The 17,540-nt window shown below is 73.6% G+C and carries 13 protein-coding genes, 1 tRNA gene and 1 riboswitch; of the genes, 11 read left to right on the plus strand and 3 right to left on the minus strand.

Going from position 1 to position 17,540, the window contains the following annotated elements:
* The first annotated feature begins 367 nt into the window (after positions 1-367).
* From PUR61_RS35100 to PUR61_RS35110, 3 genes are read left to right on the plus strand one after another with little or no spacing between them, the layout of a single operon-like run.
* Positions 368-1,234, plus strand: coding sequence for an FAD binding domain-containing protein (locus PUR61_RS35100; protein ID WP_329883745.1), 867 nt, complete (start codon positions 368-370; stop codon positions 1,232-1,234).
* Positions 1,231-2,505, plus strand: a complete 1,275-nt coding sequence (locus tag PUR61_RS45620) for a 2Fe-2S iron-sulfur cluster-binding protein (RefSeq protein WP_443035294.1) — start codon at positions 1,231-1,233, stop codon at positions 2,503-2,505. The genes PUR61_RS35100 and PUR61_RS45620 overlap by 4 nt, the downstream gene beginning before the upstream one ends.
* Positions 2,502-4,829, plus strand: coding sequence for a xanthine dehydrogenase family protein molybdopterin-binding subunit (locus PUR61_RS35110; RefSeq protein WP_329883586.1), 2,328 nt, complete (start codon positions 2,502-2,504; stop codon positions 4,827-4,829). Before PUR61_RS45620 ends, PUR61_RS35110 begins: the two co-directional genes overlap by 4 nt.
* 205 nt (positions 4,830-5,034) lie before the next feature.
* On the opposite strand, the gene PUR61_RS35115 is transcribed toward PUR61_RS35110, so the two are convergent.
* Positions 5,035-5,109 (minus strand) — tRNA-Cys (locus tag PUR61_RS35115).
* Between the two features lie 233 nt (positions 5,110-5,342).
* Positions 5,343-5,407, plus strand: a riboswitch (guanidine-III (ykkC-III) riboswitch).
* A gap of 44 nt (positions 5,408-5,451) precedes the next feature.
* On the opposite strand from PUR61_RS35115, the gene PUR61_RS35120 reads away from it, so the two are divergent.
* Together PUR61_RS35120 and PUR61_RS35125 are read left to right on the plus strand one after the other, a co-directional pair.
* A complete protein-coding gene (locus PUR61_RS35120; protein WP_329883587.1) occupies positions 5,452-5,766 on the plus strand; it encodes a DMT family transporter in 315 nt (104 codons plus the stop codon).
* A gap of 161 nt (positions 5,767-5,927) precedes the next feature.
* Positions 5,928-7,379 carry an MFS transporter gene (locus PUR61_RS35125; protein WP_329883588.1) on the plus strand — a complete coding sequence of 484 codons (1,452 nt, stop codon included), beginning with the start codon at positions 5,928-5,930 and terminating at the stop codon, positions 7,377-7,379.
* 32 nt (positions 7,380-7,411) lie between these two features.
* Here PUR61_RS35125 and PUR61_RS35130 read toward each other — a convergent pair whose 3' ends face one another.
* A complete protein-coding gene (locus PUR61_RS35130) occupies positions 7,412-8,698 on the minus strand; it encodes a hypothetical protein (RefSeq protein WP_329883589.1) in 1,287 nt (428 codons plus the stop codon).
* 454 nt (positions 8,699-9,152) lie between these two features.
* Here PUR61_RS35130 and PUR61_RS35135 point away from each other — a divergent pair, with 454 nt between their 5' ends.
* The 3 genes from PUR61_RS35135 to PUR61_RS35145 are packed head-to-tail and all read left to right on the plus strand — an operon-like array spanning position 9,153 to position 13,749.
* The gene (locus PUR61_RS35135; RefSeq protein WP_329883590.1) at positions 9,153-9,797 is read left to right on the plus strand and encodes a class F sortase; all 645 of its coding nucleotides are present in this window, start codon (positions 9,153-9,155) and stop codon (positions 9,795-9,797) included.
* A complete protein-coding gene (locus tag PUR61_RS35140; protein ID WP_329883591.1) occupies positions 9,794-11,122 on the plus strand; it encodes an alpha/beta hydrolase in 1,329 nt (442 codons plus the stop codon). Before PUR61_RS35135 ends, PUR61_RS35140 begins: the two co-directional genes overlap by 4 nt.
* On the plus strand, positions 11,119-13,749 hold the full coding sequence (locus PUR61_RS35145; RefSeq protein WP_329883592.1) for a DUF2156 domain-containing protein: 2,631 nt from the start codon (positions 11,119-11,121) through the stop codon (positions 13,747-13,749). The genes PUR61_RS35140 and PUR61_RS35145 overlap by 4 nt, the downstream gene beginning before the upstream one ends.
* Before the next feature lie 140 nt (positions 13,750-13,889).
* On the opposite strand, the gene PUR61_RS35150 is transcribed toward PUR61_RS35145, so the two are convergent.
* Positions 13,890-14,327, minus strand: coding sequence for an SsgA family sporulation/cell division regulator (locus PUR61_RS35150; RefSeq protein ID WP_329883593.1), 438 nt, complete (start codon positions 14,325-14,327; stop codon positions 13,890-13,892).
* Between the two features lie 321 nt (positions 14,328-14,648).
* On the opposite strand from PUR61_RS35150, the gene PUR61_RS35155 reads away from it, so the two are divergent.
* The 3 genes from PUR61_RS35155 (at position 14,649) to PUR61_RS35165 (ending at position 17,501) form a co-directional block, all read left to right on the plus strand.
* Positions 14,649-16,481, plus strand: a complete 1,833-nt coding sequence (locus PUR61_RS35155; RefSeq protein ID WP_329883746.1) for a DEAD/DEAH box helicase — start codon at positions 14,649-14,651, stop codon at positions 16,479-16,481.
* A 315-nt stretch (positions 16,482-16,796) separates the two neighbouring features.
* Positions 16,797-17,036 (plus strand): TM2 domain-containing protein, encoded by a 240-nt coding sequence (locus PUR61_RS35160; protein ID WP_329883594.1) that lies wholly within the window; start codon positions 16,797-16,799, stop codon positions 17,034-17,036.
* Positions 17,037-17,057: 21 nt separating this feature from the next.
* Positions 17,058-17,501, plus strand: a complete 444-nt coding sequence (locus tag PUR61_RS35165; RefSeq protein WP_329883595.1) for a DUF2752 domain-containing protein — start codon at positions 17,058-17,060, stop codon at positions 17,499-17,501.
* Positions 17,502-17,540: the final 39 nt, after the last annotated feature.

Raw genomic sequence — 17,540 nt, forward strand, 5'->3', positions numbered from 1 at the left:
CGGACGTGGGGTCCCGCAGCCGGCGGGGCCCCGCGGGCGGGCGCGGCGCGCGGGGCGTGCCGGGCGGGTGTGGCGGGCGGGAACTTCTGAGCGGTCGTCGGACGTCAAGAAGAGATGAATATCTGCTCCGGTTCGTATCGAACCGGAGCAGATACCGCCCGGTATCGGTCCCAATCGGGCAGTACCGTTCGCCCGACCCGGAATGATCATCGAGCATTGTGTGCCAGAGTTGCCCAACCCGGCCCGATCGCCCGTACCCTACGGGCCAGGCCGGACTGCCGCAGCGGACACCCCGGCCGAGGGCCGCGGGCGGCAGGCGATCGATGAGCAAGTGGAGCACGGTGGGACCCAGGTGAACCGGACGATCATGCTGCCGGCCTCCCTCGACGAGGCCGTAGAAGCGCTGGCCTCCCACCCGGCCGCGGTGCCGGTGGCCGGCGCCACCGACCTGATGGAGGCCGTCAACGCCGGGCGGCTGCGCCCCGCCGCCCTGGTCGGCCTGGGCCGGATCACCGAACTCCGCGGCTGGCGCTACGAGGACGGCGGCACCGCCGTCCTGGGGGCCGGGCTCACCCACGCACGAATGGACCGCCCCGACTTCGCCGCGCTGATCCCCGCGCTCGCCGACGCCGCCCGCACCGCCGGACCACCGCAGGTCCGCAACGTCGGCACCCTCGGCGGCAACATCGCCACCGCCGCCCCGGCCGGCGACACCCTCCCGGTGCTCGCCGCGCTGGAGGCCAGCGTCACCCTCGCCCGGGCCGGCGCCACCCGCGAGGTCCCGGTCAGCCACCTGCTCACCGGCCTCGACCCGGTGCGCCCCGGCGAACTGCTCACCTGGGTGCGCGTCCCGCTGCTGCACGCCCCGCAGGTCTACCTCAAGGCCACCGGCCGCAGCGGCCCGGCCCGCGCCACCGCCTCGGTCGCCCTCGTCCTCGACCCCGCCCGGCGCGCCGTCCGCTGCGCCGTCGGCGCCGTCGCCCCGGTGCCGCTGCGACCGCTGGAGGCCGAGGCCTGGGTCGCCGGCTGCATCGACTGGGACGGTTCGCGGGAGATCGACCCCGCCGCGACGGCCGCCTTCGGCGAGTACGTGGCCGCCGCCTGCGTGCCCGACAGCTACGGCGCCGAGGGCTCCTGGGAGGCCGTCACCGAGGGGCCGAGCGCGGCCGCGGTGCGGCTGCGGCGTACCGTATCGGTGCTGGCCCGCCGGGCACTGGGAAGGGCGCTCAAGTGACCACAGACCACCCCATCGAGACCCTCGACGCGAGCCCCCTGGACCACGCGCCGCAGGTCAGCCGCGAGCTGCGCCCCTGCACCTCGTACACCCTGCGGGTCAACGGCTTCGAACGGCCCGTCACCGACGCCTGGATCGGCGAGAGCCTGCTCTACGTGCTGCGCGAGCGGCTCGGCCTGGCCGGTGCCAAGGACGGCTGCGAGCAGGGCGAGTGCGGAGCCTGCTCGGTCCAGGTGGACGGGCAGCTGGTGGCCGGCTGCCTGGTGCCCGCCGCGCTGGCCCAGGACAGCGAGATCAACACCGTCGAGGGGCTGTCCGCGGCCGGCGGCGCCAGCGACGTCCAGCAGGCCCTGGCCGAGTCCGGCGCGGTGCAGTGCGGCTACTGCACGCCCGGCCTGGCGATGGCCGTGCACGACCTGCTCCAGCGCAACCACCGGCCCACCGAGGTCGAGGCGCGTCAGGCGCTCTGCGGAAACCTCTGCCGCTGCACCGGGTACCGGGGCGTGCTGGCCGCCGTGCAGACCGTCGCCGACGCGCGCGCCTCGGACGGCGAACCGGCGGAGGGGACGGCGACCGCCGCGGAGGCCGCACCCGCCGCCGCGCCCGCCCCGACGGCCGCGGAGCCGGTCCCCGGACCGCCCGCCGCCGCGCCCGTCGCCGCGACGGCCGCCGGTGACCTGCCCGTGTACACCGACGACGTCTGGATCGAGCACGTCCCGCAGCCGCAGGCCGAGGAGACCCCGACCACCGCCGGGACCGGCGTCGGCGTCGGCATGCAGTACGGCGTCCCCGACGGCCAGGGCGGCTACGACACCGGCGTGTACGACACCACCGTGCTCGCCCCGATCCGCGACGTCCCCGCCCCGCCCGCCGGCGACGGCACCGGCTACTACCCGGCCTCCGGCTACCCCGAGCAGCCCTACCCGGGCACCACCCCCGCCCACGGCACCTACCTGCCCGGACCCGGCGGCTACCCCGAGGCGGGCGGCTACCCGCAGCAGCCCGGCTACGACAACGCCTCGCCGTACGACGGCCCGGTGTACGAGACCGCTCCGGTGCACGGCACCCCGGCCCACGGCACCCCGCTCCCGGGCTACGACGGCCAGGGCTTCCCGAACCCGGGCTACGACGGCACCCCCGCGCACGGCACGCCGTACGTCCCCGCGCCCCCGCACGGTGCCCCGGCCGAGGGCGCCGCCCCCGCCGGCGTCCCGTACGGCGCCACCCCCGCCCACGGCATCCGGCTCCCCGAGGACGACCACGCATCATGACGTCGCCTACCGACATCGGCGCAGCACCCCAGCAGGACGGCGACCAGGGCGGTGCGGCGGAGCCGTTCGGCCTGGGCAGTTCCCCGCTGCGCAGCGACGCCCTGCCGAAGGCGCTCGGCATCTATCCGTACGCCGCGGACCTCTGGGCCGAGGGCCTGCTCTGGGGCGCGGTCCTGCGCTCGCCGCATCCGCACGCCCGGATCCGCGGCATCGACACCTCGGCCGCGCTCGCGCTGCCCGGCGTGCACGCCGTGGTCACCGCCGCCGACCTGCCCGCCGGGCCGGACGGCAGCCCCGACGGCGCCCCGGCCGGGCCGATCGTCGCCGACCGCCCGGTGCTGGCCGCCGGCGTGGTCCGCCACCACGGCGAGCCGGTCGCCGCCGTCGCGGCCGACCACCCCGACACCGCTCGGCTCGCGGTCGGCCTGATCGCCGTCGACTACGAGCCGCTGGACGCCGTCACCGACCCCGAGCAGTCCTTCACCGCCCCGCCGCTGCACCCGGACGGCAACCTCTTCCGCCACCTGCCGCTGCGCACCGGCGACCCGGAGGCGGTCGGCGAGGTCGTGGTCGAGGGCCTGTACCAGGTCGGCCGGCAGGACCCGGCGCCGCTCGGCGCGGAGGCCGGCCTGGCCGTGCCGCGTCCGGACGGCGGCGTCGAGCTGCACCTGTCCTCCACCGATCCGCACGGCGACCGCGACCGGACCGCCGCCTGCCTCGGTCTGGAGCCGGACCGGGTCCGGCTGGTGGTGACCGGCGTGCCCGGCGCCACCTCCGACCGCGAGGACCTCTCCTTCCAGGTCACCATGGCGCTGCTGGCGCTGCGCACCGGCCGCCCGGTGAAGATGACGCTCACTCGCGAGGAGTCCTTCCACACCCACACCTCGCGCCACCCGGCCCTGCTGCGCTACCGCCACCACGCCGACGCCGAGGGCCGGCTGGTCAAGGTCGAGGCGCAGATCCTGCTGGACGGCGGCGCCTACGCGGACGTCTCCGCCGAGGCGCTGGCCGCCGCCGCCGCCTTCTCGGTGGGCCCGTACAACTGCCCCAACGTCTTCGTGGACGCCTGGGCGGTGCGCACCAACAACCCGCCGGCCGGCCGGATGCGCGGCGAGGGCGCGCTCCAGACCTGCTTCGCCTACGAGTCGCAGCTGGACCAGCTGGCCGCCCGGATCGGCGTCGACCTGGTGGAGATCCGCCGCCGCAACGTGATGGCCACCGGTGATCCGCTGCCCACCGGACAGGCCGTCACCTGCCCGGCCCCGGTGAGCGCGCTGCTGGAGGCGGTGGCCGAGGAGCCGCTGCCGGCCCTGCCGGTGGACGACCCGGACGCCGAGTGGCTGCTGCCGGGCGGGCCCGGCGGCGCCGGCGACCCGGCGGCGGTGCGGCGCGGGATCGGCTACGCGCTGGGCATGGTGCACATGCTGGGCGCCGAGGGCGAGGACGAGGTCTCCACCGCGACCGTCCGGGTCAGCGGCGACCACGCGACGGTGATCTGCGCGGCGGTCGACGCGGGCCACGGCTTCGCGACGCTGGCCCGGCAGATCGTCCAGACGGTGCTCGGCGTGAGCGAGGTCTACATCGCGCCGGCCGACAGCGACCAGTCGGTGGCCGGGCCGTCCGCCCGCGGCCGGCACACCTGGGTCTCCGGCGGCGCGGTCGAGCGGGCCGCGCTGATGGTCCGCCACCAGCTGCTCCAGCCGATCGCCGCCAACTTCGGCATGTCGGTGGAGCTGCTGCAGATCGCCGACGGCAAGATCACCTCGTACGACGGGGTGCTCGGCATGCCGGTCGCGGAGGCGCTGGAGGGCAAGGAGCTCTGGGCCACGGCGCAGTGCCGCCCGCACCCGACCGAGCCCCTGAACGAGGCCGGCCAGGGCGACGCCTTCGTGTCGATCGCGTTCTGCGCGATGCGCGCGGTGGTGGACGTGGACATCGAGCTCGGCGCCGTCCGGGTGGTCGAGATGACCGTCGCCCAGGACGTCGGCCGGGCGCTGAACCCGCGCCAGATCGAGGACCGGATCGAGGCGGGCGTCGCCCAGGGCGTCGGCCTGGCGCTGCTGGAGGAGCTGCGGACCGAGGGGGGCCTGCTGCTCAACCCCTCGCTGACCGGCTACCGGCTGCCGACCGCGCTGGACACCCCGGAGATCCGGATCGCCGCACTGCTGGAGGAGCGTGACGTGGTCGCCTCGTTCGGTGCCAAGGCGGTCAGTGCCGTCCCCGCCGTGACGGCCCCGGCGGCGGTGGCCGCCGCCGTCCGCGCGGCGACCGGACTGCCGGTCGGCCGGCTGCCGATCCGGCCCGAGGACGCCGTCACCGGCTGAGCCCCGGGGGCGGCGGAACCGGCTTCCGGGTCCGCCGCCCGGGCTCCCGGAGCCCGGGACTGCCAACGGGACCGCGAACGGGGAATGCTCGGGGCACGGTCGGGGCACGACGGGGAATTCGTCGGAAAATCGGCCCGGAAAAGCCGTGGAAAAGCATGAAGAATTGCCGGTCGGCCTATCGGGCGCCGACCGGCAATTCTTTTCGTGGAGGCCATGACGGGAATCGAACCCGTGTAAACCGCTTTGCAGGCGGTTCCCTAAACCACTCGGGCACACGGCCGTGGGGTGAGACTGGACTGCGGCGGCGATCAGGCGCGGCGGCAGCAGCGACAGGCGCGACAACACCGGGGAGCGGCGGCGCAGGTGCGGGGCGCGGAGGCCACCGTCTTCCTGTCCATGTCCGACTCCTTGTCGTCGTTCGCCGTGTTGGTGAATTCAGTTTGGCGGAATGAGCAGTGGAACGTCAATATCCATTTGTAAATTCTGTGTGGCGGGGTGTGCTACGGTCGAAGACAGGTGGCCCCTTCCGGCCGCCCCGGACGAGCGCGTCGTACCCGGTGACGACAAGACGGCGCAGCACAGCGGCAACCCGGCCGCTGCTGACTGCGGAGGTACGACCGTCATGGCTTGGCTCGTTCTGATCGTTTCCGGCGTCCTGGAGACCGTGTGGGCGGTCGCCCTGGAGTCGTCGAAGGGCTTCTCCCGGCTGGTTCCGACCGTCGTCTTCGGGGTGGCGCTGGCACTGTCCATGGGCGGACTGGCGTACGCGATGCGCTCGATCCCGATCGGTACCGGCTACGCGGTCTGGGTCGGTATCGGCGCGGTGGGGACGGCCGTGTACGGGATGGCCGTGCTGGGCGACGCGGTGACCGCGGCGCGGATCGGCTGCCTGCTCCTGATCGTCTCCGGCGTGGTGGGCCTCAAGGTGCTGCACTGAGTCGCCGGCCCGCGCGCCCCCGGGCGCCCGTCGGGGCATCGGTACCCGTCGGGGCATCGGTAGGGGCCTCGGTCGGGACGTCGGTCCTAGGACCGACGGCGGAGGCGGGTGACGACCACGGTCAGGTATCAACGGGGTGTACGGGGCTTACGGTAGTACGTATGACCACAGCCTCCCCCACCTCGGTCGACCCTGACCGCGTCCCGATACCGACCGACCCCGGTGGAGGGGTCCTCGGCAGCCGCTACCGTGCGCTCACCCTCGGCATCGTGTCGGTGGTGCTGCTGCTGGCCTTCGAGGCGACGGCGGTCAACACCGCGATGCCGGTGGCCGCCCGTGAGCTGGACGGGATCGGGCTGTACGCCTTCGCGTTCTCCGGTTACTTCACCACGACGCTGTTCGCGCTGGTCGTCTCCGGCCAGTGGTGCGACCGGCGCGGGCCGCTCCAGCCGCTCTTCACCGGCATCGCGGTGTTCGGCGCGGGCCTGGTGGTGGCCGGTGCGGCGCCCGGGATGTGGATCTTCGTGGGGGGCCGGGCGGTCCAGGGTCTGGGCGGCGGGCTGGTGATCGTCGCGCTGTACGTGGTGGTCGGCCGGGCCTACCCGGAGCGGCTGCGGCCGGCGGTGTTCGCGGCCTTCTCGTCGGCCTGGGTGCTGCCCTCGATCATCGGTCCGGTGGTCTCCGGGGCCGTCACCCAGCACCTCGGCTGGCGCTGGGTGTTCCTGGCCGTGCCGGCGCTGATCCTGCTGCCGCTGGCGGTGATGGGTCCGGCGCTGCGCCGGTCGGAGCGGGAGCAGCCGCTGCCGAAGGGCGCCGCGTTCGACCGGCGCCGGACGGTGCTGGCCGCGATGGCCGCGCTCGGCGCGGCCCTGCTGCAGTACGCGGGCCAGCGGCTGGACCTGCTCGGCCTGCTGCCGGCGGCGGCCGGTGCGGCGCTGCTGCTCCCGGCCGTGCTGGGGCTGCTGCCGACCGGGACGCTGCGGGCCGGGCGCGGGCTGCCGACGGTGATCCTGCTGCGCGGGGTGGCCGCCGGGGCGTTCTTCGCGGCCGAGGCGTTCATCCCGCTGATGATGGTGACCGAGCGGGACCTCTCGCCGACCCTGGCCGGGCTCACCCTGACCAGCGGCGGGCTCTCCTGGGCGCTGGGCTCCTGGCTCCAGGGCCGGCCCCGGGCCGAGCGGTACCGCGAGGCGATGATCCGGGGCGGGTTCGTGCTGACCGCGGTGGCGATCGCGGGGGCCGCGCTGGTGCTGGTCCCAGAGGTGCCGGTCTGGGTGGCGGCGGTCGCCTGGGGCGTCGGCGGGATCGGCATGGGGCTGACGGTGGCGAGTGTCAGCGTGCTGATGATGAAGCTGTCGGCGCCGCAGGACGCCGGGGCCAACTCGGCCTCGCTGCAGATGAGCGACGCCCTCGGCAACGTGCTGCTGGTGGGGCTGTCCGGGGTGCTGTTCTCGGCGCTGGGCGGCGGCTCGGTGACCGCCGCCCACGACGGGGCCGGGGGGACCGGGACGACCACCGCGTTCGCGGTGATCTTCCTGGTCATGACCGGGGTGGCGCTGCTCGGCGCGCTCGTCTCCGGCCGGGTCCGGAAGGCCGACCCGGTCCGGACCTGACGTGCCGCCCGGCCCGGTCCGGAGGGGCCGGTTCAGCCTGCGGCGGCCGGTGCCGGGGCGGGGGCCGGGGCGGGGGAGCCGAGGAAGGTCTCCCAGCCGCCGGCCGGGGCCTGGCCGACGGCGAGGCTCTGCAGCTTGCGCAGCACCGCCGGGTCCTGCGCGTCCAGCCAGTCGACCAGCTGCCGGAAGGAGACCAGCCGGACCTCCGGGCGGCCGGCGATCGCCTTGAGCACGTCCTCGACGGCGTTCATGTAGATGCCGCCGTTCCACTCCTCGAAGTGGTTGCCGATGACGAACGGCGCCCGGTTGGTGGTGTACGCCCGCTCGAACCCCATCAGGTAGGCGTCCCGGGCCTGGGTCTGGTACCCGGGGTGGAGCGCCGGGTCGGCCTTGGTGTTGCTGCCGCACTGGTTGAACATGATGTTGTAGTCCATCGAGAGCACCTGGAAGGTGTGCCCGGGGAAGGGGATGGACTGCAGGGGGAGGTCCCAGAGCGCGCCGCCCTGGATCTTCTGGGGCCAGATCTGCGTCCCGTTGCCGCTGCTGTCGTAGCGCCATCCGCGCTTGACGGCGGTGGGCAGCAGGTTGCGCTGGCCCTCCAGGCAGGGGGTGCGGCTGCCGATCAGCTCCTTGCGGTAGTCGAAGGGCAGCGCCGGCAGGTCGGTGAAGCCGGTGGTGGTCCGCCAGTTGGTGACGAAGTCCATCGCCTGCTGGATCTCGTGGTCCCACTCCTCCGGCGACCACTGGCCGACGCCGGTGGCGCCGCAGAAGTGGCCGTTGAAGTGGGTGCCGATCTCATGGCCCTCCAGCCAGGCGCCGTGCAGGTTCTCCAGCGTGTCGTGGATGTGCTGGTCGCTCAGGTAGCCGATGTCGGAGGCGCCGACCTTGTGCTGCGGGGGGCGGTAGAGGTCCTTCTTGGACTCGGGCAGCAGGTAGAGGCCGCTGAGGAAGAAGGTCATCGAGGCGTTGTGCTCCGTGGCGAGCCGGCGGAACCGGGCGAACAGCCCGTTGTCGAGCTCGCCGGCGCCGTCCCAGGAGAAGACCACGAACTGGGGCGGGCGCCCGCCGAGCCCGAGCGGTTCGGCGGTGGGCTGGTTCGGCTGCGGGCCGGTGTCGGAGGTGGAGCCGTCGCCGATCACGGTGACCGGTGGCTTCGCGGCCTCGGTCGGGGGCCCGGCCTGGTCGACCCCCGGGGTGGCCGGCAGCGGTTCCGGGGTGCCCGTCAGCCCGCCGGCGTCGGTCCGGCCGCAGCCGGCCGCGAGGGCGGCTGCGCCGGCGGCACCCGCGGCCAGCAGGGTGCGGCGGGAGAGAGCGTCCATGGTCACTCCGTTCGTGGGGCGTGCGCGGGGAGGCGGGGCACACCAGGCGGGGCACGGCCGGCGGGCACGGCTGTCCGGAGGCGGACAGCGGGCCGGTCAGACAAGTGCGGTGATAGGCCTGTGAACGGGGTCAGCATGGCATGTGATCAAGTTCGGTCGATGGTTCACCACGAACGGTCGGAACTGATCGCCCGAACGATGCAACCAGGACGGTGTTCCTGAGTGTCCGATGAAGAGGTCGTCGCGGTAACCGGCGTCCGCCAGGTGGCGGGCCGGTGTCCTTGTGGTGACATTTCACCCGCTCGGACCAGCTGGGGCCCGCCGGACCCTGCCGAACGGGGGGAGTAAGTACGACCGTCGTATGGATGTGGCATAAGGTCCGATCCGGTTGCATTGCTCTCAGAAAACTTCCAGGAACCGGCAACCGGTTCCTCGTCAGCAGAGGGGAGCGCCGGTGGGCGCCCAGCAGAGCAGGAGCCCGTGGCCGGGCACTCTGGCCGTCGGGGCCGCGCTCGTGCTGGGTGCGTGGCTGCTGAACGACGGCGGTCACGGCGACCTCCCCCCGGCCCCCGGAGCGGGGCAGGCCCTCTCGGGCTTCGCCCCGGTCTCCGTGGTGCCGCCGCTCGGACCCTCGACGCCGACCCGGATCCGGATCCCCTCCGTCCGGCTCGACGCCCCGGTCACCGGCCTCGGCCTCGACCGGGACGGACACCTCCAGACCCCGCCGGAGTCCGACCGCAACCTCGCCGGCTGGTACCGCGGCGGGGCCTCCCCCGGACAGCGGGGCACCGCCATCCTCGCCGGACACGTCGACAACGACAGCGGGCCCGCCGTCTTCTACGACCTGGGCGCGCTCCACCGCGGCGACCGGATCGAGATCCTCCGCGAGGACGGCCGCACCGCCGTCTACCAGCTCTACGCCATCGAAGTGCACGACCGAAAGGACTTCCCGGACGACCGGGTGTACCGCCAGGCCGCCGACGCACAGCTGCGGGTGATCACCTGCGGCGGTGGGTACAGCGAGGACCGCGGCTACCAGGGAAACGTGGTCGCCTACGGTTTCCTGGCCGACACCAAGCAGCCGGGAAAGAACGTATGACCTCCGTCTCCCTCGCCCTGACCTGGAACCCGATCGACTGGCCGCTGACCCGCGGCCCGATCCCGTACGCCATCCTGGCGGCCGGCTGGGGTTCCCTGCTCGTCCTCGCCCTGCTGGCGCGCAGCCGCACCTGGTGGCGCCGCCGGCTCCCGGTCGCGCTGCTCACCGCCGCCGCGGCGAGCCTGCTGCTGGACATCGTGGTCGACGGCTGGTGGCACCCCTTCCCCGAGGGGCTGCCCCGGTACATCACCTGGTGGATCGCCGTCGCCCTGCTCGGGTTGAGCCTGGCCGCCTTCCGGACGCCCGGTACGGCGCTGCGGCGCAAGCTCCTGGCGATCGGCGCCGGGTCGCTCGTGCTGCTGATGGCCTCCTCCCAGGTGAACCGGGGCTTCGACCAGTTCCCGACCGGCCGCGTCATGCTCGCGCCCTGGCTCTCCAAGACCCAGGAGCTGACCACGGCCAAGGCCGCCACGACCGTGAGCCCCCCGCCCGGCAAGGTGATGGAGGAGGTCTGGACGGCCCCGCCGGGGCTGCCGGCGAAGGGCACGGTCTCCACCGTCCCGATCCCGGGGACCAAGTCCGGCTTCAAGGCCCGCGACGCGTACGTCTACCTGCCGCCGGCCTACCAGGCCAGCCCCCGACCGCTGCTCCCGGTCGTGGTGCTCGTCTCCGGCCAGCCCGGGACCCCGGGCGACTGGGTGCTGGCCGGCCAGGTCAACGAGGCGCTCGACGCCTTCGCCGCCCAGCACCAGGGCCTGGCGCCGATCGTGGTGATGCCCGACCAGCTGGGGTCGACCTGGACCAACACGCTCTGCTTCGACTCCAAGATCGCCAACACGCAGACCTACCTGGCCCAGGACGTGCCCGACTGGGTGCGCGCCAACCTCCAGGCGGCCGAGGGACGGAAGTCCTGGGTGATCGGCGGTGCCTCGATGGGCGGCACCTGCGCGCTCCAGCTCGCCGTCAACGCCCCCGAGGTCTACGGATCGTTCCTGGACATGGCGGGCCAGGACGAGCCCACCCTGGGGACCCGCGCGCAGACCGTCGCGGCGGCCTTCGACGGTGACGAGGCGAAGTTCAACGCCATCGACCCGCTCCAGGTGATGGCCGCCAGGAAGTTCCCGGACACCGCGGCCGCGATCGTGGTCGGCCGCACCGACAACGAGTTCCGTCCGCAGCAGGAGAAGGTGTACAAGGCGGCACTGGATGCGGGGATGAACGCCAAATTCGACCTGATGCCCGGCGGGCACGGCTGGATCATCTTCCGGCCGGGCATCGTCGACCAGTTGCCCTGGATGGCGCAACAGACCGGGCTGATCCGGTGATCCGGCTGGGGGCGGCCTCGGCCCTGTTCGCCGACCGGGGCGAGCCCGCCGTCTCGGCCCAGGGCGTTCCGGTGCAGCCCGCCAGGGCTCCCGGCGTCCGGGCGTCTGACGGCCCGGCACCCGAGCCCTCCGGGCCCAAGACCCCCGCGCCGAAGTCCCCGGCGCCGGACACCCGGCCCGGTCGGCGGCCCGTCCGGGCGGCCGCCGCCCGGATCGTCGCCCGGCTGCGCGCGGCGCCGCTGACCCTCACCCTGCTCGCCGTCCTCTGGGCGGTCGGCGGTGCCTCCGGCAGCCTGGCGCACGGCGCCTCCCGGGGCGTGCTGGCCAAGGCCGGCGTCGGCCTGCCGACCCTGGCCGAGGGCCACTGGTGGGCGCCGGTCACCTCGCTGTTCTGGTGCGCGAGCGCGGGCTCGTACATCTCCACCAGCCTGCTGCTGCTCCTGCTCGGCCCGGTCGCGGAGAGCAGGCTCGGCCGGCCGCGCACGCTCGCCGTCCTGGTCGTCGGGCAGCTGCTGGGCACCCTGCTCGGCAGCGGGCTGAGCGCGGTCGCCGCACGGGCCGACGACCAGTGGGCGGCCGCCGCCGAGCAGACCGCCATCGGACCGGTGACCGGCCTGTTCGCCCTGGCCGGCGTGCTCGGCTACCGGCTGACCGTGCTCTGGCGGCGCCGGCTGCACCTGCTGGTGGTGCTCGTCCCGCTGGTGATGACCCTGTACGTCGGCCACCTGCAGAGCGTCCAGCGGATCTCCGGCGCTCTGATCGGCCTGGCCGCCGGCGCGCTCCTCAGCCGGGGCCGGCCGCACCTGCGCTCGCACCGCTCCTCGCACACCGAGACCCGGGTGCTGGTCGCACTCTGCCTGGTCGCCGCCGCGCTCGGGCCGATGATCGCCTCGCTGTACGACAACGCGGCCGGGCCGTTCAACACCTTCTCCGAGATCTACCTCTCGCACCGCCTCACCCCGGACGAGGTCGCCGAATTCTGCGCCCGCTCGGCCCACGACTGCGCCCGCGCACACGCCGTCGAGCGGATCTTCGACACCCCGGCCCGGCTGATGGCCACGCTGTTCCCGGCCCTGTTGCTGGTGCTCGCCGAGGGCCTGCGCCGCGGTCTGCGGCTCGCCTGGCGGATCACGATCGCCACCGAGCTGCTCTGGACCGCCCTGCTGGTCTGGCTGTTCACCGAGACCGGCACCGGCTCGGGCGACGTCCTCCAGTACTTCGTCGAGGCGCTGCTGCTGCCGCTGATCACCACCGCGCTGCTGCTGGCCACCCGGAAGCGGTTCCCGCTGCGGGTGCCGCGCGCCGTCCTCGGCCGGCTGGCCCTGGTGGTCGGCGGCGCGCTGGCCGTCGCCTCCGCGGCGTACGCGGGCCTGGGCGTGCTGACGGCGGGCCAGTTCGAACCGGGGGCCACCCTCCGCGGACTGGTCGCCGGGCTGCCGGCCCAGTTCCTGCCGCCCGCGTACAACGACCTGATGCCGCACTACCCGATCGCGGTCGGGCCGTTCGCGCGGTTCCTGGAGACGTACTGCGGACTCGCCTTCTGGGCGGTCGCGCTGACCGCACTGCTGCTGGCCTTCCGGCGGCCGGTGCTGCACGTGGACGCCGAGGACGCCACCCGGGCCCGGGCGCTGCTCACCGAGCACGGCGGCGGGTCGCTCTCCTTCCTCACCACCTGGGACGGCAACCACTACTGGTTCGACGAGGACGGCCGGGCCGCCGTCGCCTACCGGGTGCTGAACACCGTCGCGCTGACCACCGGCGACCCGTTCGGCGCACCGGACGCGCGCCGCCGGGCGGTGGCCGGCTTCGCCCGGTACTGCGACGCCCGGGGCTGGACGCCGTGCTTCTACAGCGTCACCCCGGAGACGCGCTCCGCCGCCGAGCAACTCGGCTGGCGCTCGCTGCAGGTCGCCGAGGACACCGTGGTCGCCCTCCCCGAGCTGGCCTTCACCGGCCGCAAGTGGCAGGACATCAGGACCGCGCTGAACAAGGCAGGCAAGCAGGGCATCACCGCCGAGTGGTGGTCGTACCACGAGGCGCCGATCGCCCTGAAGGAGCAGATCCGGGCCATCTCGGAGGAGTGGGTCTCGGAGAAGGGGCTGCCCGAGATGGGCTTCACCCTCGGAGGACTGGAGGAGCTGGACGACCCGGCGGTCCGGCTGCTGATCGCCGTCGACCAGGACCGCACCGTGCACGGGCTGACCAGCTGGATGCCGGTCTACGAGAACGGCGAGCCGGTCGGCTGGACGCTGGACTTCATGCGCCGGCGCTCCGACGGGTTCCGCGGCGTGACCGAGTTCCTGATCGCCTCCGCCGCGCTCGGCTTCAAGCAGGAGGGCGCGAGCTTCCTCTCGCTCTCCGGCGCACCGCTGGCCCGCTCGGAGAAGGAACCGCCCACCGGGCTGCAGAAGACCCTGGACTGGCTGGGCCGGGTGCTGGAGCCGGTCTACGGCTTCCGCTCGCTGCTCGCGTTCAAGGCGAAGTTCCAGCCGGAGTACCGGCCGATGTACATGGCCTACCCGGACCCGGCGGCGCTGCCCAGCATCACCCGGGCGATCGGCAAGGCGTACCTGCCGCACCTGACGCCGGCGCAGGGCGTCCGGTTGATGCGCAAGCTCTCGTCGTAGCCGGTCGGGACCGGTCGGGACCGGTCGGGACCGGTCGCCCGGAGCGTGACCGGGAAGGGCCCGGGGCGGCCGCCGTCGCCCCGGGCCCTTCGCCGTCCGGGCCCTGCCGGTGCGGGTCCTGCTGTTCGAGGGCCCGCGGCTCAGCCGAGCAGCTCGGCGAGCGCGCGGTCGGCGTCCAGGTGCAGGTGCTCCTCGCCCTCCGGGACGACCAGCCGGCTGCGCCACAGGAACTTCCGCAGGTCGTCGGAGTCGAACCCGACCAGCGCGGTTCCCTCGGGCGCGCGCAGCTCGACCATGGTGCGCCGGCCGGGCGCGGGCCGGACGTGGACGTCGCCGGCCCCGGAGGGCAGCTCCAGGCCGTCGGCGAGCAGCCCGCGGGCGAAGACCCAGACGATGTCGTCGCCGTGGTCGGGGCCGGCCGCCTCGGCCCGGTCGTCCAGCGAGAACTCGGCGGGGAAGGCCATGCGGACGGCGAGCGGATCCTCCGGCACGTAGGCCAGCGTCACCCGGAGCCGGGCGGAACGGTGGGGGGAGAGGATCAGGCGGGCCTGGACGGTCTCTTCGACGACGGTGTGCACGGCGGGGTCCCTTCGCTGGTGTGAGGCCTGTGACGGCTGTGGAGGGTGGGGTGGCCTCACCCGGATGAGAGACGGTCCGGGGGGTTCCGATTACCTGCCTTTCCCGGGTTTTCCGATGTGATGCGCGTCACGTCGCTTTCCGGCCGTGCGGGCCGCGCGCGGGCCACGCGCGGAGCCGCCCCGGCCGCCCGTTCGGCGCCGGGCCCGGTAGGCTGGGTGGGTTGCCCGATCGCCGCCCGACCGCGGGACGGGGCTGCCAAACCGCCTCTGACCTGCGATGATCCCCCTTCGGAGACCGTGAGTACTGCCGCCGCCTCCTCGATGCCGCTCTTCTCCGACGCGGACGAGCCGCACGCGCCCGTCCGGCCGAGCGGCCATGCCGCGCCGACCTCCTCGCACCACCTGTCGCCGGCGTTCCCCGGCCGCGCCCCCTGGGGCACCGCCGGCAAGCTCCGGGCCTGGCAGCAGGGGGCGCTGGACAAGTACATCGAGAGCCAGCCCCGCGACTTCCTCGCCGTCGCCACCCCGGGCGCCGGTAAGACCACCTTCGCGCTGACGCTGGCCTCGTACCTGCTCCACAACCACCTGATCCAGCAGATCACCGTGGTCGCACCGACCGAGCACCTGAAGAAGCAGTGGGCCGAGGCCGCCGCGCGGATAGGCATCAAGCTGGACCCGGCCTACTCCTCCGGTCCGCTCTCCCGGGAGTACCACGGCATCGTGGTCACCTACGCGGGCATCGGCGTGAACCCGATGCTGCACCGCAACCGGACCGAGGCCCGCAAGACGCTGGTCATCATGGACGAGATCCACCACGCCGGTGACTCGAAGTCCTGGGGCGAGGCCTGCTTCGAGGCCTTCGAGCCGGCCGCCCGCCGGCTCGCGCTCACCGGGACGCCGTTCCGCTCGGACACCAACCCGATCCCGTTCGTCCAGTACGAGGCGGGCGGTGACGGCATCCGCAAGTCGGTCGCCGACTACACCTACGGCTACGGGCACGCGCTCGCCGACCACGTCGTCCGTCCGGTGATCTTCCTGTCGTACAGCGGCAACATGCGCTGGCGCACGAAGTCCGGCGACGAGCTGGAGGCCCGGCTCGGCGAGCCGATGACCAAGGACCTGATCGCCCAGGCGTGGCGGACCGCATTGGCCCCTCAGGGCGAGTGGATCCCGGCCGTGCTCCAGGCCGCCGACCGGCGGCTGAGCGAGGTCCGCAAGGCGATCCCGGACGCCGGCGGCCTGGTGATCGCCACCGACCAGAACACCGCCCGCTCCTACGCCAAGATGCTGCGCGAGATCACCGGGGAGAAGGCCACCGTGGTGCTCTCCGACGAGGTGGAGGCGTCCAAGCGGATCTCCGACTACGCGGACGGTGACTCGCGCTGGATGGTCGCCGTCCGGATGGTGTCCGAGGGTGTCGACGTGCCGCGCCTGGCGGTCGGCGTCTACGCCACCTCGATCTCCACCCCGCTCTTCTTCGCGCAGGCCGTCGGACGTTTCGTGCGGGCCCGCAAGCGGGGCGAGACGGCCTCCGTCTTCCTGCCGACCATCCCGACGCTGCTGGGCTTCGCCAACGAGATGGAGCTCCAGCGCGACCACGTGCTGGACCGGCCGAAGAAGGAGGGCGAGGGCCTCTTCGACGAGGAGGACCGGCTGCTCGCCGAGGCCGAGCGGGCCAACGACGGTCCGGACGGCGCCGGTGGCGACGAGTTCTCGTACGAGGCGCTGGGCTCCGACGCGGTCTTCGACCGGGTGCTGTACAACGCCATGGAGTTCGGCATGCAGGCGCACCCGGGCAGCGAGGAGGAGGAGGACTACCTCGGTATCCCGGGCCTGCTGGAGCCGGACCAGGTGCAGATGCTGCTGCAGAAGCGCCAGCACCGGCAGATCCAGCGGAGCAAGAGCAAGCCGGCCGAGGAGGCCGACCTGCTGGAGCTGCCGGCCGAGCAGCGGCCCGTGGTGACGCACCAGGAACTCCGGGAACTGCGCAAGGAGTTGAACGCCCTCGTGGCGGCCTGGCACCACCGCACCAGTCAGCCGCACGGCACCATCCACAACGAGCTGCGCCGCCAGTGCGGTGGGCCGCTGACCGCGCAGGCGACCGTCAATCAGTTGAATGCGCGGATCGCCCAGATCCGGGAATGGGCCAAGTAACCGCCCGTCAGGGAAGTTCGGGGGCCGTCGGTACTCCGGCAGTGCTTCCTCGTCGCCTGCTCGGCGTCGAGGGAGTGCTGTGACCATAAGGTCATGTGACGTTCAGGTAGTCGCGAAGGATTCGTGGAGACAGTCGGTGTGATGATCGGCTAATGTTCCGCGTGCCGAACCGCCGTCGAGCTGTCGAAGCCGTGCGCCCACCCGTCCGTGGTCGCCGCCGAAGCCTCGGTGACATCGGTTCGCCGCACCTCACCGACCCGGCCCGCGACCCACCGTCGCGCCCGGGACTGCCTGCCTTCAAGGAGCACACCGAACGTGTCGTACCCCCCGCACCAGCAGCCCGAGCTCTCCGACAAGTCGAAGATCGTCGCCGGCATCCTGACGATCCTGCTCGGCAGCCTGGGCATCGGCCGCTTCTACACCGGTCACATCGGCATGGGCATCGCCCAGCTGCTGACCTGCGGCGGCCTCGGCGTCTGGTCGCTGATCGACGGCATCCTGTTCCTCACCAGCAACGACCGGACCGACGCCCAGGGCCGGCTGCTGCGCAGCTGACCCTTGCGCCCGTTCGCGAAGGTGCGTCGCCGCCCCGGCTCAGGCCGGGGCGGCTTCGCCGTTCCCGGAACCGCCGGCCGGGGGCGGGCCCGGCTGCGTACCGCCGGGCCGCCGGTCGCGGTGCTCGCCGGCGGTCTGGCCGGCGCCGCGTACCTCTGGTCGCGCAACCCCCACCTGCCGGGACAGGTCCTGCCGTTCTGCCCCTGGCGCAAGGTCACCGGCCTGGACTGCCCCGGCTGCGGCGGCACCCGGATGGCCTACGACCTGATGCACGGTGACCTCGCCGCGGCCTGGCAGGACAACGCGGCGCTGCTGCTGTCGCTCCCGCTGGTCGCCGCGCTCTACCTGGTCTGGCTGCGGCACGGCCTGGCGGGGCGGCGCTGGCAGCCGCCGCTCGGCCGGCGCGGGACGGCGGTGCTGATCGGCGTGGCGACGGCCTGGACGGTCCTGCGCAACCTGTTCTGACCGGACGGCCGGACGGCCCGCCCCGTGGCGTCCGAGTGT

Origin of the sequence: Streptomyces sp. BE20 (assembly GCF_036322525.1) — a bacterium.
GTDB lineage: Bacteria > Actinomycetota > Actinomycetes > Streptomycetales > Streptomycetaceae > Kitasatospora.

Bases quoted from the DNA above. Each gene is read 5' to 3' on its own strand.
- PUR61_RS35120 (WP_329883587.1), top strand. From the start codon at position 5,452: ATGGCTTGGCTCGTTCTGATCGTTTCCGGCGTCCTGGAGACCGTGTGG.
- PUR61_RS35125 (WP_329883588.1), top strand. From the start codon at position 5,928: ATGACCACAGCCTCCCCCACCTCGGTCGACCCTGACCGCGTCCCGATA.
- PUR61_RS35140 (WP_329883591.1), top strand. From the start codon at position 9,794: ATGACCTCCGTCTCCCTCGCCCTGACCTGGAACCCGATCGACTGGCCG.
- PUR61_RS35130 (WP_329883589.1), bottom strand. From the start codon at position 8,698: ATGGACGCTCTCTCCCGCCGCACCCTGCTGGCCGCGGGTGCCGCCGGC.
- PUR61_RS35110 (WP_329883586.1), top strand. From the start codon at position 2,502: ATGACGTCGCCTACCGACATCGGCGCAGCACCCCAGCAGGACGGCGAC.
- PUR61_RS35155 (WP_329883746.1), top strand. From the start codon at position 14,649: ATGCCGCTCTTCTCCGACGCGGACGAGCCGCACGCGCCCGTCCGGCCG.
- PUR61_RS35100 (WP_329883745.1), top strand. From the start codon at position 368: ATGCTGCCGGCCTCCCTCGACGAGGCCGTAGAAGCGCTGGCCTCCCAC.